Below are 17,073 nucleotides of genomic sequence, written 5' to 3'. Positions count from 1 at the left end.
GCTAATCTAGCTGCTTCATCTGCTTGTGCCTGAGCTGCTGCTTCAGCCGCTAATCTAGCTGCTTCATCTGCTTGTGCCTGAGCTGCTGCTTCAGCTGCCAATCTAGCTGCTTCATCTGCTTGTGCCTGAGCTGCTGCTTCAGCCGCTAATCTGGCGGCTTCATCTGCTTGTGCCTGAGCTGCTGATATTTTATTTGCTTCAGCATCTGCCGATTGTGTTTGCTCTGCTGCTTGCGCCTCAGCTAAGGCTTGTGCTTTAGCTTCACCGTCTAATCTTGCCTGCTCCTGAGCTGCTAATCTTTCTGAAGCTCTTGTTTCTGTAGCTAATCTTGCAGCCTCTTGATTTGCTGCTCGTTCTGCTGCTTTTTGCTCTGCTAATTGAGCTCTCTCTTCAGCAGATAAAGTCGGTTTATTAGAAATAGCTGGTTTGCGTTTTTGATCTTTAATTAGTAAGGCTTCTTCTCTATCATCTCCGCTATATTGGTATCTATTTCTAGTATTCAATTTATAGGCTAAAGTAAATTCATGAGACGAACCAAAAGAGGCTAAATCTCCCATCGCTTTTTCGTAATTATATTCGACAGAAATTTGCTTAGTAATATTAACTCCAACTCCACCGGTTAATCCATAAACGGTATTATACCCTAATTGCGCCCAGATGCCTTTAGGGACCATAAGCATGGCTATTCCAGAGAAAATAGTTTGATCTTTTTTAAATTCAGATTTTATTAAAGCTGAAAATTTACTTTGATCAAAAAAACCTCGACTGTACATATATCCTGTGTACATAACATGGGCTTGAATACTTTGTTGTGGATCTTCTTTAATTAACTCGGAAGATTTTATATTATACTGTACCAAATTGTTTATGGATAATCCGAAATCAAAAAACACCAAGCCGTAGTTAATTCCAGGGCTCACACTTAAAACAGTATTTTTAGGAATGTTGTCAAAAGAGGGGTCTGCTTCATTAACAACTACTTTTCCATCATTGAGACTACTTTTATAAAATCCTAAATTTAAACCAAAAGTTAAATTGCTATCCGTTTGAAGTCTCGCATTATATGCAAAGTTTAAAACACCTCCAAAAGTTGTTAAAACCCCATAGTTTTGTTGAAATAATCCAACCCCTACTCCAATGTTTTCACTATATCTTCCTGAATAATTGATTAAGTAAGTTTGAGGTGCATCTTCAAATTGAACCCACTCTCTTTTATTAGTTAAATTAATGTAGGTATTTTGTTCTCTTACAAAACTAAAGGTAGGATTGCTTAAATATCTGTTGAATTTTAAAGAGCTTCTTACTGGAATAGCCAAAGACACAACACCGTCTTCCTGCGAGAAAGAAAACTGTGTCGAACAGATGAATATAGCTAATATCAGTAAAAATATTTTCATTTATTTTACTATGGTTATAGAACCTTTTTTTGTTTTATTATCTGAAGTGGTAATCACGTAATAATATACCGGATTGACACTTTTAAAATTCAATTCGTCTATTGGCCAATTATTTTGATAATCGGTTGTTTTAAGAGAAACTTTTCCATAAGAATCCATAATAATGACTTCGGTATTGGATCCACTTACATAAGCATTTGGAATAACCCAAGTATCGTTAATTCCATCTCCATTCGGACTGATAACATTTGGGATATCTGCCACACTTGGAAAAGGATCGATTGGTGCTTCTATTTCAAATAAAAAATCATCTGAAACAATACACCCTGTTGTTTGATTGATAATGACTTGATAGCTTCCAAATTCTGTAGCATCATAAGTATTTCCAACAGCTCCTGAAATAAGCACATTATTATAATACCATTGAAATTCTGGATTTTCTGCCGTCGTTGTAACTTCAATATATAGTGTCTCTCCAAGTTCCATAGAAGTTATTTCGTCCACATTGATACTACTGGTGAATAATTCGCTTTCTAAAACAATGGAAGCAGTTGTAGAACAACTACCTAAATCGATACTTACGGAATATGTTCCAGATAAAACCGTATCAAGTGTTTGATTGGTGGCTCCTGAAATGGCTTCCCCATCTAAAAACCATTGATAACTATTTCCTGAAGTTGTTGTTAAAGTAGTTGGTCCTCCACTTGGACAAAATGGATTTCCTAGACTGGAAACAATGGTAGATGTGGAACCTGTAGTAGATTCTGAAACGGTTACTCGGTTAGAAAAAGAGTCTGATGTACAAGTTCCATAATCTGTTTCTACAAAATAGGTTCCTGGAGTATTAACTGATAAACTTTCTCCATCTGCAACAAAAACTGATGTTGTAGGTCCAGTTTCTCTGTACCATTTAAAAGTAAGAGATGGATAATTTAAAGGAGAGTCGTTTAATCCTGTACCAGGATTATCTATGGTTAATAAGTAATTTCCTCCAGCGCAATATGAAGCAGTAGAAATTAAATTGTTGATTGAAAATGGAGTATCTTGAATTTTATAATAAGCTGCAAAAGTTGACGAACCTGAGCTAGTTGCTGCTGGAGCCGTACTTTTTATTCTTAGTCTGTAAGATTCTCCTGCTGTATCAGTTGGTAAAGCAAAATTTAAGGTTGCTGGCGATGTAGTAATGGCTCCTGCTGTTGAGGTATAAACAACCGTAGGACTTGCAAAACTCCCATCTGCATCAGACAATTCAATCTTAAATTGATTTGTTGGACTTAATCCAGCTTCTGGAGTAAATACAAACGTGACGTTATACGAATTAAAAGAACTATTTGCACAAGCTTGACTAAACCCAATATTTGGGGCACCAATAGCTATTTGAGCTTTAAGGTTCTGATTAAGAATAAGAACAAAAAAACACAGTACAAAAAAAAGTTTTTTTACAAAAGTAGTTTTATTCATACGCTTTATTTGTTAGTCACCAGTACTAAAAACAATCGGTTCTTGTTATAAACGTCATGCTCTTGAAACAAAGGGCTTTAAAATATTTAATAGATTAATTTGTTTGAATCTCCTTAAAGAGTATTCGTATAAAAGTTCAGGTTAAATTTGGGGTTTCTGTTTTTTTAGTTTGTGTAATTAGTTTTAATCTGCACTAGACGCTATAATTTTATTAATACGTAATCTAAAATCTGGTCTTTTAGAATCTTTTAAGTCGATAAATGTTTCAGAATCTAAACCTTTTGAATACACGTTAAAGAAACTGCTATTTCCAAACCAACTTTCTAAGTCTTCGTTATTAGAGTTATATTCAGTAAAAATATTTCCTTTACAATTATTGAAATACATTTCTGTAAATTTTATTCGTTCTAAATTCTCATTGTTGATTTTAATTTTACGGTCTAACAATACGGCAGGATTAAAACCGGAGATAACACTCTTACTCATATCAAGCTCGGCATATTCAGCCACATAGATTGCTTCTTTAACCAAACCTAATTTTATTTCAGATTGCAAGTTATCACTAGCATTAATCAATGTTAAGTTGGTTGCCATAACTAAAGTTTGGCTCTTAGTGAAGTCTATTTCTTCTTTATCATTATTGTAAGAAGCTACATGTAATGCTCTAGATCCATCTGGACTTGATACATAAGAAGACCTAACTGCTAAAGAGTTGTATAAGTTACATTGAGCACCATAATTGAAGTTATAATCTATTCTGTTAGATTTAAATGATACGGCTTTGCTTAAATTAACTTGTCCGCCATAAACATCAAAAGAATTCCCTGCAGAAAAACTTACCATAATATTTTCTAAGACGGTCTGGCTACCAACTCCTGCCATTAATAAAGCATTAAAGTTGTCTCCACTTTTTAATTTTTTTCCAGCATATTCAATTCTTACATAACGTAATACCCCAGAATTACTTTCTAAGTTTTCACCACCATAACTTATGTTTTCATAAGAGGCAGCTCTAAAGTTATGATTTACAGAAGACCCATTACCAAATTTATTAATCGGCGCATCTCCAAGAATAATGATTCCTCCCCAATCTCCTGCTTTTTTTACACTTCGGTTAGAAGTAAAAACAATAGGATCGGTTACTAAACCATCGGCAATGATAGTTGCTCCTTTGGTAATAATTAAAGAACCATTGGTTTTAAAATCACCAATAATTACAGTTCCAGGTTCTATAGTTAGCGTGGCATTATTTGTAACAAAAACATTTCCTAATAACATGTAGATGTTTTTCTTTACCAATTTGGTATCTGTAGTAATGTTACCCGTTAAAATTTCGGTTGCTTCGCCATATTCATTTTGATCTGGCTTAAATTCGGTCCAAGAATTCAACCAATTATTCGTGCCAATAATTCCCTTCTCTTGTTGAGAATAAACATTGGAAAACACAAATAGAAAAATGCATAAGAGTTGGGGCAGATTTTTCATAGTTATAATAGTTATTTATTAATCATAGAAGTTCTATTAATTATAGTTCAAACATATAAAATTATTCCACTAAATACAAATAATAACGATGAAATACATAAATCAATTTATAATTGTGGTATTTTCTTACATAAAATTGTTGTTTTATTTAGTTTATTGAAAAATAAAAGCAATTAATGGACTATAAAACAAGGTTATAAGTTAAAACAAGCTTAAAATATTATTGATTTTCTAAATGCTTGGATTAAAAAAATCGCAGCATTTTTTAAAGAAGCTACTTTAAAAAATGCTGCGATTTTAAGTCATTATTTTCTAAACATTTAAATAGGATAGTGTGAAAAATTCTAAAATTTAGAATCTATTATTTTCACTATATATATGTAATGATTTCAGTGTTTCTTCATAAAACAAAATAGCAGCAATTAAATTGGCTCTATCCGAATATGGCAGTATTTTATTTTGAAAATCCATGGTGCTTAAGAAATAGTTTTTGGTAGCATCAATTTGATTGTCTAGAGCACTCCTATTGTCTTTTGTATCGGGAATACCAAACGTAGACATGGTAACTCCAGGCTTTGTAGCAAAGGCTATATAAGGAAGTATTTTAATAATAATCTCAATACGTTCATTATACAATCCTAGCAATGAGCCTTTTTGCATTTGTTCTAACTCTTTTCTATCGTGATATTTAGAAATAGATACATCTTGACTGATAATACTTTTAGGTGCATCTTTATTTTGGGCTGTACCAATACCAGCCATTAATAAGAAAGTAAGACAAAATAAAGTAATTTTAGATTTCATGTTAAAGATTTTGGGGTTCTATAAAACAAATTTATGCAATTAAACGAAAAAAACAAGCGTTTTATCGATTATTTGATGTGTTTTTATATTTTTTCTTGCTGTCAGCATTAAAAAACAGCTCTAACATTCAGAAAACATTGCAATTATAATAATTTTCTTGTCTGAAGTGATAAATAGCTAAAATATAATTTTGAATGAAAAAAGAGACAAATCAGTTATTAATAATGTAACAAAAATTACCCCTTATAAAATAGTCATAATATAATATCCGTATTTAAATTTTTTTTTTAGGCATTTTACTTTCGGTACAATAAATGTTATTACTTTCGTTATAATTTAAAACGAACTAATATATGTTTAAATATTTTCTAATTTTAAGTCTTTTTGTTTCTTCAATTGGTTTTTCGCAAAATTCTGCATTTAAAGCTGGAGAGAAACTATCTTTTACTGCTTCGTACAATATGTCTGGTGTGCTAACAGAATTAGCACAAGTAAATATGGAAACCAGCGAGGTTAAAACTTCTAAAGCCACACTTCTAAGATTAAAATGTACAGCTGCTACTTATAGTAAATGGGATAGCTTTTTTAAAATTAGAGACCTTTACGAGAGTTATGTAAGTCCTACAAGCGTAAAACCATACTTATATAAAAGAGATATTTACGAGGGTGGCTACTCAAAATTTGTACAATATAATTACAGTCATTCTAAAGGCACTGTAAAAAGTTTAATTAGAAAGAAAAAGAAAGGTGGTGGTACGTACGACCAAAATAAAACCTTAAATATGTCTAGCGGTACTAAAGATATTGTATCTACAATTTACTATTTAAGAACTTTAAATTTAAGTTCTTATGCTCCTGGAAAAAATATCTCGTTGACAGTATTGTTCGATAATAAACCTACTGAAATTGTTGTTACCTATTTAAGTAAAGAAACAATTAACACAAACATTGGTAGCAAGTCATGCTATAAATTAGCTATATCTGTTAAAAATAGTAATGTATTAAAAGGTACAAACGATAACTTACTTTGGCTTACAGCCGATGAAAACAAAATTCCTGTTTTCGCTAAATTTAAAGTAGCTGTAGGAAATGGCGAATTAAAAATAAAATCTGCAACTGGATTAAAAAGTTAATATTATGAGAAAACTATGTATTGTTTTAGGAATTATCTCTTCCGTTTTAGCCCTTGTTTTATCGGTTTTACCTCTATCTAATCTAGCCTATTTTCCTGCTATTGCTGCCTTAGTATTTGGGTTTATTGCTTTTTATATGTCAAATAAAAACAACCAGTCAAAAAAAACCATTCAATTGGTCTTTTTATTAACTACAATTGCGTTTTCAATCTCTATTTACAAATCTATCTTTAATACGGTTGAAGTTGGTAATACTGAAGAATTAGAACAAAGAGAAATAAAATCTGAAGAAAAAGCCATCGAAGAACTTGAAGAATTAGACTTGGATATAGACGATTTAGATATAGACGAAAAAGAATTAGATATCGACACTGAAGATTTAAATCTGGACGATTTAGAGATAGAATAACTCTAAAGTTTCTTTTTATTTACTTATGGTTTTGAATTTGCCATTAGCTTAAAACATGATATAGCTACCTATCTTAAATTGTGTATGTAAAGTAAAGAACATAATAAGGACTCCATTTTTTAGTCATTTTATATTTACATGAACAATAAACAACCATCATCTTAATTAGAGATTTTAAGCTTGTTTTCCTTTAGCTATTTTTTTCTTTTATCAACTTTTTTTAGTTTATTTGATTTGTAATTAAGCTATTAACACTATGAAAAGTTTTTTATTTGCATCTGTATTGACGCTTGTTGGCTCTTGTGCTACTACAAAATACAGCACAAAAATTCAAACCCTGAAAGACAATATTAAAATAAATGATAGCGCAACTATTATTAAATATTCAAACACCATAACTTCTCCAGAACTAAGTAAACACTTATACAGTTATGCAAGCAAAGAATTTGAAGGACGAGGCACAGGTGAAAAAGGACAAAAAAAAGCAGCTAACTACTTAAAAGAATATTATCAATCTCAGGACATCACATCTCCTATCAATGACTCTGTTTATTATCAATATATTCCAGAATCTTATTTTCCAGGAAACACCAAGGCTACAGAAAATGTATTAGCTTATATTAAAGGAAGTGAAAAACCCGAAGAAGTACTAGTGATTTCTGCTCACTACGATCATATTGGCACCAAAGACAATATAATATATTATGGCGCAGACGATGATGCATCTGGAACTGTCGCATTAATGGAAATGGCCCAAGCATTTAAAATGGCAGCTAAAGATGGCTTCGGACCAAAGCGATCCATTCTTTTCTTACACCTTACAGCTGAAGAAATAGGCCTTGAAGGCTCCAAGTTTTATACAGAAAACCCCGTTTTTCCACTCTCTGAAACCATCGCTAATTTAAATATCGATATGATTGGACGTGTAGATTACTCACATCATGAAAACGACAAATACCTCTATTTAATTGGAGCAGATAGATTAAGTAAGGAACTACATATTCTTTCAGAAAAAATAAATGAAACCTTTTTTAATTTAACCTTAGATTATACTTATAACGATGAAAATGATAAAAACAGGTATTATTTTAGAAGCGATCATTACAACTTTGCGCAACATAATATACCCGTAATATTTTATTTTAATGGAGAGCACGAAGATTACCACAAACCTACAGATACACCAGATAAAATAAATTACAATCTTTTAAAACTTAGAACCCAATTAATTTTTGCTACAGCTTGGCAACTTGCAAATAGAGAAAACAGACTCATTTTAAACGAAAACCTATAAATAACAGGTTTCTGATGTTAAAATTTGTTAAAATCATCAAATCAACCTTCTAGGTTTAGTTACTTTTGTTTTTACTCATTATTAAAACATATACCTATGAAAAAAGTGCTATTACTTATTTGCGGTGTTAGTCTCGTATTATCCTGTGGCTCACAAAAAGCCGAAACATCTACACAAACAAACACAACTGCAAAGATAACTCCTGTAGATGTTACTAAATATGGAAATACCATTACGTCTGCTCAATTAAAAGAAGATCTTTACATTTTTGCTTCAGATGACTTTGAAGGTAGAGGAACTGGAGATCCAGGACAAAAAAAAGCAGTCAAATTTTTAAAAGATAGATACATCTCTTTAGAAGTTCCTGCAGCACTTCCTAATAATGAGTATTTTCAAAATGTGCCTTTAGAAAAATTAGGCGTACCAGAAGTGTCTTTTACTATAAACAATAAAACATACTCTAACATTGATGATTTTGTTTCTATTGCTTCTGTAGAAAATGGTAGTTTAAATGCTTCTGAAATTGTATTTGCCGGTTATGGGATTGAAGACGAAAAATATTCTAGTTATAATAACCTAGACGTTAAAGGTAAAATTGTTTTAATAAAATCTGGAGAACCTAAAGATGCCAATGGAAATTATCTAATTACTGGGACTTCAAATGCCTCTAAATGGTCTAATTTTAGAGAAGCTTTTGTAGAAAAACGTGATGCTGCCAAAGAAAAAGGCGCAGTAGCTGTTTTTGTTTATTATCCAGAAATTTACACAATGGCAGTCGCTCGTTTTGGTAAAGCAAACAGCTCTATTTCCCTTAAAGAGAAAAAAGAAAGCATGTTTTATATGCTAATAAATACAGAGTTGGCTAAAAACATCATGCCAAATATTGAAACTGAAGTTGACAACCAAACAATTAAAATGGATGTTACCTTAGATTATAAAAACATCACTACAGACATCAATTCTGAAAATGTTGCAGCTATTATTAAAGGAACAGAAAAACCAGATGAAATAATTGTTATTTCTGCACATTTAGATCATGAAGGCGTTAAGAATGGAGAAATTTATAATGGTGCAGACGACGATGGTTCTGGATCTGTAGCTTTATTAGAAATTGCTAAAGCCTTTAAAAAGGCTGCAAAAAATGGTCATGGCCCAAAACGCTCTATCCTATTTTTACATGTTACAGGTGAAGAAAAAGGCCTTTTAGGGTCTCGTTATTATACAGATGTCGATCCTATTTTTCCACTTGCTAATACGGTTGCTAATTTAAACATTGACATGATTGGTCGAGTAGACCCTAAACATGATGAAGGAGATGGAAACTACCTATACCTTATTGGTAGCGATAAGCTAAGTACCGAATTACACAACATTTCTGAAGAAGTAAATAATAAATACACAAACATTGTATTCGATTACACTTATAATGAAGACGACGATCCAAATCGTTTTTATTACAGAAGCGACCATTACAATTTTGCAAAAAATAATATTCCAGTTATTTTTTATTTTAACGGAACGCATGATGATTATCACAGACCATCTGATACACCTGATAAAATTAGATACGATTTATTAGAAAATCGTACCCGTTTAGTATTCTATACGGCTTGGGAACTTGCCAATAGAGAGCAAAGAATTGTTGCAGATAAAGCAAGCGAATAATAAAATTCAAACTGACCTTAAAAAAGCTTTCCATATTCGGAAAGCTTTTTTTATTTTCCTAAGTTTACAAAACTTATAAAATAGCACATGTCTTACGCAGATATAACAAGAAATAACAAATCCTCCATTAAGAAATTTTCTCATCAAAAACGGTTTCGTGTTGCCATGAAACTTATCGATTTGAAACCTCAAGAGCGTTTGTTAGATTTTGGAACTGGAGATGGTTTTTTACTTCAATGTATACATGCAGAAAATTCAAAGGCCAAGTTAGTTGGTTTTGACCCTTTAGATTTTATGTTTCAGGAACTAAAAGAAACCATAGAAAAAAATCAGTTAGAGCAAATTCAAATTACAAATAATCTAACCGATTTAGGCTCAAAATCTTTTGATGTAGTAAGTTGCTTAGAGGTATTAGAACACTTCTCAGAAACCGAACAAAAACGACGTCTTTTAGAAGTTAAAAATCAGGTAAAAGACGAAGGAAGAATTATTGTTTCTGTTCCTTTAGAAACAGGTTTTCCATCCTTATTAAAAAATTCAGTCAGATTTCTTATTGGTCAAAACAAAGAAGAAGCTAGTTTTAAAAACATTATAAAATCGTTCTTAAGTCTAAACATAGAAAGACAACGAGAAGGCTATATCTATACACATATTGGATTTGATCACAAAAAATTAGAAACTGTTTTTAAAACATGTGACCTAAAGATTTGTAAAAAGGAGTTTTCACCTTTTAAATATTTTTATGGCATTATTAATTCCCAAGTGTTTTACATCTTAAAAAAACAATAAAAATAGCCTGTAAAAAACTTAATTAGTTTATTTTTAGTGCCAGTTTAAAACCACTAATTTACTAAAACAATGCACATACCTTTATTACAAGACATATTAATCTTATTGGGTTTTTCGGTAGTTATTGTTTTTCTCTTGCAACGTGCTAAATTACCATCTATATTAGGTTTTTTAATTACTGGAGTCATTATTGGCCCCTACGGATTAAGTCTTGTAAAAGCTGTTGAGCAGGTAGAGATTATTTCAGAAATTGGTGTCATTCTCTTACTGTTTGTCATCGGTATGGAACTCTCCCTAAAAAAATTGGCGGCCATTAAGAAAACCGTTTTTATTGGAGGTTCTATTCAAGTAGGCCTCACCGTTTTAATTTCGGCTGGATGTTATTATTTTATGGGAAATAGCTGGAATGAAGCTGTTTTTATAGGTTTTTTATTCTCTTTATCCAGTACAGCCATTGTTTTAAAAGTGTTTCAAGACAGGAACGAAATGAACACACTTCATGGAAAAAATGCCTTGGGGATTTTAATTTTTCAAGATATTATTGTAGTCCCTATGATGTTGTTTACGCCAATAATTGCTGGCGAAAGCACCAATGTAACAGCTAGTATTTTAACCTTATTGTTTAAATCGGCTGTAGTAATTATCATTACAATTATAAGTGCTAGATATGTGGTTCCAAAACTAATGTATGCCATTGCAAAGACTAATAATAAAGAACTGTTTCTATTAACTACCATCACCATTTGTTTTGCTGTAGCTTTCTTAACCTCTCAAGCTGGATTGTCTTTAGCTTTAGGAGCTTTTATGGCTGGTTTAATTATTTCAGAATCTGAATATAGCCATCAAGCTACCAGCATCATTTTACCATTTAGAGAGCTGTTTATTAGCTTTTTCTTTATCTCAGTGGGAATGTTACTGGATTTAACTTTTTTCTTTAATCATGTAGGTGTTATTATGCTGTTGGTTTTAGCTGTTTTGCTCGTAAAATCATCTGTTACAGCTTTAGCTATCGCTGTATTAAAATATCCATCAAGAACAGTTCTAATCACTGGATTATCCTTATTCCAAATTGGAGAATTTGCTTTTATTCTTTCAAAAGTAGGACTAGAATACAACTTACTTTCGGCCGAAACCAATCAGTACTTCTTAGCTGTTTCTATTGTGTCCATGCTACTCACGCCTTTCATTATTATTTTTTCTGAAAATATTTCTGAAAAATTCTTAAATACCAGAATTGCAAAGGCTATATCTTCTACTCCAAAAGATCCTTTTAGTGAGTTAAATGATGATTTTGAAACAGAACTAAATAACCATCTTATTATTGTTGGATATGGCGTTAATGGATCTAATTTAGCTAAAGCATCCATGTATAGTAATATTCCTTATGTGGTGATAGAACTAAATGCCAAAACAGTAAAACGCGAAAAAGAAAATGGTATTCCCATGCTTTTTGGTGATGCCTCCGAACCTCATATTCTAGATACAGTCAACTTGTCTAAAGCGCGCTCTGTAGTCATCGCTATATCTAATCCTGAAAATACCAGAACTATTATTAGAAATGTCCGTAATATCAGTCAATCTGTTTATTTAGTAGTGAGAACTCGTTATGTAAAGGAAATACCGGAACTTATTGCTCTTGGTGCCGACGATGTGATTCCTGAAGAATTTGAAACTTCCATAGAGATATTTTCTCGAGTGCTTCACGATTTCCTAATTCCTGAAAATGATATTTCAGAGTTTATTGATCTTATTCGAGCCGATAATTACGAAATCTTCAATTCTAAAAAAAAGCTGCCTAAAACCTTCAAATCTACTAAAATTCCTAATGTGAATATTACCTGTCTACGTGTGAATGTAGATAGTGGCAAAATTGTTGGACGAACCCTTAAAGAAATGAATATTCGCAAAGAATACGGCATTAATATCTTGGCTATTGAACGTAAAGATAATGTGATAGATCATATCCAGCCTCACGAAAAACTCTTTCAAAACGATAAATTATATGTTAGCGGAAAACAAGAAGCTATAGAAGAATTTCATAGAGTTCTTAACTAAATAAGGAGTTGCTAATATGGAACAAATAGAAAATATACTTGTAAATACATTAGATGCTGAGACCATAGATCTTATTAATGAATACAAAAGCAAACCTCTATTAATCTTGTTTTATAACAACCAGTGTTTAGGTTGTACTGGACGTGCTATTCCTTTGGCATACCAATTTTCAAAAGAATACCCAAAACTTTCAGTTGTGGCAATTCACAGTTCGTTTGGAAATCAATCCATAAGTAAGCAAGATATTTTAGGAATTTTTACTTCAAAGGAAGTTCCCTTTCCTATTTATTTTGACCAGCAAAGCAAATGGTTTGATTTTTTTAAATGTGAAGGCACGCCACATTGGATTTTATTAAACGATAAAGCACAGGTATTTCGTTCTTTTTATGGCTCTCAAGACAACGCTCAAAACCGACTGTATTATGCCATTGAAGAACTTTTAAATAAATAATTTTATTTTAGAATATATTGTACGGACAGCGTGATCTGTCCCAAAGAAAAGTATATAAACAAAAAAAGCTCCACATTACTGTGAAGCTTTTGTTTTTTGGGTGGAAGACGGGATTCGAACCCGCGACCCTTGGTACCACAAACCAATGCTCTAACCAACTGAGCTACAACCACCATTTTAATTAGGTCTGCAAATGTATATCATTTCCCTTTTTTAACAAAGCATTTTATCAATATTATTTTAATTATTTTTTACTTTAAATCAAACAGGCTGTTAACCACAGGGTAACGTTCAACCGTAAATCCTTCAGCTGAATCAACTCCCACTAACCTACCCAGATCTTTTGCTCTATAAGCTATACTATCTGTAAAGTTTTTACTAGAAATTGGCGTTTCAGGCGCTTTACTCTTTGGGTCGTAAAATTGCGTTTTGTAAGCCATCACAGCCTCTGTCTTCTGATTCATAAATTCTGACACATCAACTACAAAATCTGGGGCAATAGGTTGCCATTGAATATAATGATACACTTGCTTTGGTCTCCATGGGTTTTGCCATTGGTCATCATCTGCATCAAATTTGGTGTCTATTTTTAACAACCCACTTAAAAAACAGGCATCACTAACCAACTGACTGCCTTTTCCATGATCTATATGCCTATCGGTAATAGCATTGCATAAAACAATCTCTGGTTGGTATTTTCTAATTATTTTAATAAGTTCTAATTGATGGTTTTTGTCGTTTATAAAAAACCCGTCAGCAAACTCCATATTAATACGGATGCTTGCTCCTAGTATGTTTGAAGCGTCTTCGGATTCTTTATCTCTGGTTTCAGCAGTACCACGAGTCCCTAATTCTCCTCGTGTTAAATCAATAATACCTACTTTTTTACCAGCAGCAATTTCTTTGGCTAGAGTACCTCCACAACCTAATTCTACATCGTCTGGATGTGCTCCAAATGCTAATATGTCTAATTTCATTAAAAATGTATTTATTCCGGATATCACGGAAATTTATTACTAAAAAACCTTTACAAATAAATTACTTCGCGCTTGCAATGGCTTGTTCTATATCGTTTATCAAATCTTTTTTTGATTCTATTCCAACAGAAAATCGAATTAAATAACTACTAATCCCTAATCTATCTCTCTCTTCTTGGCTTAACAAAGCATGAGATGTTAAAGCTGGCAACAACATGGTACTTTCTACACCAGCCAGACTCATAGAGGGTTTAATCAAGTTCAAAGCTTTTAAAAATTTAGAAGCATCTATGCTCTCATGCAATTCAAAAGACATCATGGCTCCAAAACTTTTCATCTGAGATTTTGCTAATCTATGCTCTGGATGACTCTTTAATCCAGGATAATAAACATGTGTCACTTCTGGATGCTTATCTAAAAACTTAGCCAACTTTTTGGCATTCTTACTTTGAGCTTTTACACGCAAAGCTAAAGTTTTCATGCTTCGTTCTAGCATCCAAACCATAAAATCACTTAAACTCCCTCCAAGGTTTTTGGCTACATTCCAAATAGCATCTATATGTTCCTGTTTTGCAGCTACAGCACCTGCCAATATATCGCTATGTCCACCTAAATATTTGGTAGCAGAATGAATTACGATATCAATTCCTAAATCTATAGGGTTTTGAAGAATCGGACTTGCAAAAGTATTATCAATAGTCGTAATAATTTGTTTGGATTTGGCCAATTTGGCTACAGCTTGAATGTCTGTAATGGTTAATAACGGATTGGAAGGGGTTTCAATATGAATTAATTTGGTATTAGGCTGAAGGGCTTTTTTAAAATCTGACATTTGATATCCTTCTGTAAAGGTAAATTCTATCCCATACTTGGGCAACTCCTCCCTAATAAAGTTACTGGTGCCACCATACAATGGATTCTGTATGACCAAATGATCTCCTGCTTTTAAAAAAGCTAGAAATGTGGTACTTACTGCTGCCATACCAGAACCAAAAATCATAGAAGCTTCAGCATGCTCTAAGGCTGCAATTTTTTTTGATAAAAATTCCTGATTAGGCGTATTAAAATAACGTGGATATCTTTTTACATCCACATCTTCAAACTGATAAGAGGTGGACATATATATTGGGGAAACAGCGCCTTTAAACTGTTCATCTATAATTTCTCCCGTATGAGTGCAAATGGTATTTAACCCCAGCGTTTTTTTAGTCATTTATATTAGATTTATTCTATAAAATTAAGAAAACTCAAGCCATAAAGAAAATTTAAATAGCACTTATAACATATCCCAAGCAAAAAAATAAAATCACATGATTGTGAATCCATTTAGAAATTAGTTACGAATCCTAAAACAAAATAATCCATTGCTTGTGAATAGTCTAAAAAAACTAAAATTTTCATTACTAATATATAGACCTCCCAAATACGAATAAACCTCTCAAAACACCATACATCCTTTATTATTAACAGTTTAAATCGTTTAAAGAATAATTTAGTAGTTTAACGATTAAATTGTTTTAAAAAGCCAACTCGGTATATTTTTGTATCTCCCTCCGTAATTAATAGCAAAAACATTTTATGTGAATAGAACTGTAATAGACAACTATTATAATTCTTTGTCTTACAAAAAATCAACCGTTATGATCAAAAAATCTACTTTTTTCGTACTTGTAATAACCATGCTTATTATAAGCTTTAATGGATTTTCAAAATCGATTAATGAAAGTGACCACTCATTTAATAAAGAAGCCAAAAGCTCTAATAGCTCTAATTACTTAGAAGGCTATGTGTCTTTGAGACCGGGTTTTAAAACCGGCTATATAAAAAATTCCATCTTCAGAAATATTTTTAACTGTCCAGTAGATTTTTCCGTTAACGTTGATGCTGGGACTTGTAGCGCTTTAGTGACTTATACACTTCCAACTACTGATGTTTCTGAAGGGAATATGACATTAACTTCTGCCCTTGGAAATGGTGACGTTTTTCCTGTAGGAACTACAGCTGTAACTTATGAAGAACGAGATGCAGGGAATGTAGCTACAGGTTTAACCTGTTCCTTTACTGTAACGGTTGTGGATAATGAAGTGCCTACCATTGTTTGTCCTGGAGATATAACTATTAGCAACGATGCTGGTCAATGTGATGCAGTTGTGACTTGGACGGCGCCTACTGGTGCTGACAACTGTGCTGGATCTACGGTAACTAGCTCGCACAATCCTGGAGATACCTTCCCAATTGGAACAACTACTGTAACTTATACAATTACAGATGCTGCTAGCAATGCTGTTAGCTGTACTTTTGATGTTACGGTTAGCGATACTGAAAGTCCAACAATAACGTGTCCTGCTGATATTATTGTAAGTAATGATGCCGGTCAATGTGATGCGGTTGTTACTTGGACAGCGCCTACTGGTGCTGACAACTGTGCTGGATTTAACGTAACTAGCTCGCACAATCCTGGAGATACGTTCCCTATTGGAACAACTACTGTAACTTATACAATTACAGATGCTGCTAGCAATGCTGTTAGCTGTACTTTTGATGTTACGGTTAACGATACTGAAAGTCCAACAATAACGTGTCCTGCTGATATTATTGTAAGTAATGATGCTGGTCAATGTGATGCGGTTGTGACTTGGACGGCGCCTACTAGTGCTGACAACTGTGCTGGTTTTAATGTAACTAGCTCACATAATCCTGGAGATACCTTTCCTATTGGAACAACTACTGTAAATTATACAATTACAGATGCTGCTGGATTAACAAACTCTTGTTCTTTCGATGTGACTGTTAACGATGCAGAAGCACCAACCATAACCTGTCCTACTAATATTACAGTAAACAACGATGTTGGTCAATGTGATGCGGTTGTGACTTGGACAGCGCCTACTGGTGCTGACAACTGTACTGGTTCTGTTGTAACTAGCTCTCACAATCCTGGAGATACCTTCCCTATTGGTGTAACAACTGTTACCTATACCATTACGGATGCAGCTGGATTAACAAACTCTTGTTCTTTCGACGTGACTGTAAATGATACAGAAGCACCAACCATTGCTTGTCCTGGAGATATAACTATTAGCAACGATGCTGGTCAATGTGATGCGGTTGTGACTTGGACGGCGCCTACTGGTGCTGACAACTGTGCTGGTT

At 32.9% G+C, this 17,073-nt stretch carries 14 protein-coding genes and 1 tRNA gene; 8 read left to right on the top strand and 7 right to left on the bottom strand.

Features of this window, described 5'->3' with window-relative positions; translation table 11 throughout:
* The 4 genes from OS191_RS13595 to OS191_RS13580 all read right to left on the bottom strand — a co-directional run.
* On the bottom strand, nucleotides 1-1,397 hold a 1,397-nt coding region (locus OS191_RS13595), incomplete at its 3' end, for a PorP/SprF family type IX secretion system membrane protein (RefSeq protein ID WP_267156262.1).
* Complete coding sequence (locus tag OS191_RS13590; RefSeq protein ID WP_267156261.1) at nucleotides 1,398-2,858, bottom strand: T9SS type B sorting domain-containing protein; 1,461 nt, start codon at nucleotides 2,856-2,858, stop codon at nucleotides 1,398-1,400.
* 183 nt (nucleotides 2,859-3,041) lie between these two features.
* On the bottom strand, nucleotides 3,042-4,343 hold the full coding sequence (locus tag OS191_RS13585) for a beta-helix domain-containing protein (protein WP_267156260.1): 1,302 nt from the start codon (nucleotides 4,341-4,343) through the stop codon (nucleotides 3,042-3,044).
* Between the two features lie 351 nt (nucleotides 4,344-4,694).
* Complete coding sequence (locus OS191_RS13580; RefSeq protein WP_267156259.1) at nucleotides 4,695-5,147, bottom strand: hypothetical protein; 453 nt, start codon at nucleotides 5,145-5,147, stop codon at nucleotides 4,695-4,697.
* A gap of 353 nt (nucleotides 5,148-5,500) precedes the next feature.
* On the opposite strand from OS191_RS13580, the gene OS191_RS13575 reads away from it, so the two are divergent.
* From OS191_RS13575 to OS191_RS13545, 7 genes are all read left to right on the top strand, one after another.
* On the top strand, nucleotides 5,501-6,280 hold the full coding sequence (locus OS191_RS13575; RefSeq protein ID WP_267156258.1) for a DUF3108 domain-containing protein: 780 nt from the start codon (nucleotides 5,501-5,503) through the stop codon (nucleotides 6,278-6,280).
* Nucleotides 6,281-6,284: 4 nt separating this feature from the next.
* On the top strand, nucleotides 6,285-6,689 hold the full coding sequence (locus OS191_RS13570; protein ID WP_267156257.1) for an FUSC family protein: 405 nt from the start codon (nucleotides 6,285-6,287) through the stop codon (nucleotides 6,687-6,689).
* Nucleotides 6,690-6,945: 256 nt separating this feature from the next.
* Complete coding sequence (locus tag OS191_RS13565; protein ID WP_267156256.1) at nucleotides 6,946-7,983, top strand: M28 family metallopeptidase; 1,038 nt, start codon at nucleotides 6,946-6,948, stop codon at nucleotides 7,981-7,983.
* Between the two features lie 96 nt (nucleotides 7,984-8,079).
* On the top strand, nucleotides 8,080-9,648 hold the full coding sequence (locus OS191_RS13560; protein WP_267156255.1) for a M28 family peptidase: 1,569 nt from the start codon (nucleotides 8,080-8,082) through the stop codon (nucleotides 9,646-9,648).
* Nucleotides 9,649-9,735: 87 nt separating this feature from the next.
* On the top strand, nucleotides 9,736-10,437 hold the full coding sequence (locus tag OS191_RS13555; protein ID WP_267156254.1) for a class I SAM-dependent methyltransferase: 702 nt from the start codon (nucleotides 9,736-9,738) through the stop codon (nucleotides 10,435-10,437).
* A gap of 69 nt (nucleotides 10,438-10,506) precedes the next feature.
* Nucleotides 10,507-12,492 carry a monovalent cation:proton antiporter family protein gene (locus OS191_RS13550; protein WP_267156253.1) on the top strand — a complete coding sequence of 662 codons (1,986 nt, stop codon included), beginning with the start codon at nucleotides 10,507-10,509 and terminating at the stop codon, nucleotides 12,490-12,492.
* A gap of 16 nt (nucleotides 12,493-12,508) precedes the next feature.
* Nucleotides 12,509-12,943 (top strand): TlpA family protein disulfide reductase, encoded by a 435-nt coding sequence (locus OS191_RS13545; protein ID WP_267156252.1) that lies wholly within the window; start codon nucleotides 12,509-12,511, stop codon nucleotides 12,941-12,943.
* Between the two features lie 98 nt (nucleotides 12,944-13,041).
* On the opposite strand, the gene OS191_RS13540 is transcribed toward OS191_RS13545, so the two are convergent.
* The 3 genes from OS191_RS13540 to OS191_RS13530 form a co-directional block, all read right to left on the bottom strand.
* Nucleotides 13,042-13,117, bottom strand: a tRNA-His gene (locus tag OS191_RS13540).
* A 77-nt stretch (nucleotides 13,118-13,194) separates the two neighbouring features.
* Complete coding sequence (gene bshB1 / locus OS191_RS13535; RefSeq protein ID WP_267156251.1) at nucleotides 13,195-13,920, bottom strand: bacillithiol biosynthesis deacetylase BshB1; 726 nt, start codon at nucleotides 13,918-13,920, stop codon at nucleotides 13,195-13,197.
* A gap of 61 nt (nucleotides 13,921-13,981) precedes the next feature.
* Entirely contained in the window at nucleotides 13,982-15,133 is a 1,152-nt protein-coding gene (locus OS191_RS13530) for a trans-sulfuration enzyme family protein (protein WP_267156250.1), read from the bottom strand.
* Nucleotides 15,134-15,500: 367 nt separating this feature from the next.
* Between OS191_RS13530 and OS191_RS13525 the strand changes: the two genes are divergently transcribed.
* A partial coding sequence (locus OS191_RS13525; protein ID WP_267156249.1) for an HYR domain-containing protein occupies nucleotides 15,501-17,073 on the top strand: 1,573 nt, incomplete at its 3' end.

The sequence above is a fragment of the Xanthomarina sp. F2636L genome (assembly GCF_026410195.1).
In the GTDB taxonomy this organism is placed as follows: Bacteria; Bacteroidota; Bacteroidia; order Flavobacteriales; family Flavobacteriaceae; genus Xanthomarina.
Note: the sequence above shows the minus strand (reverse complement) of the source record. Positions and strands in the feature narration are given on the sequence as shown.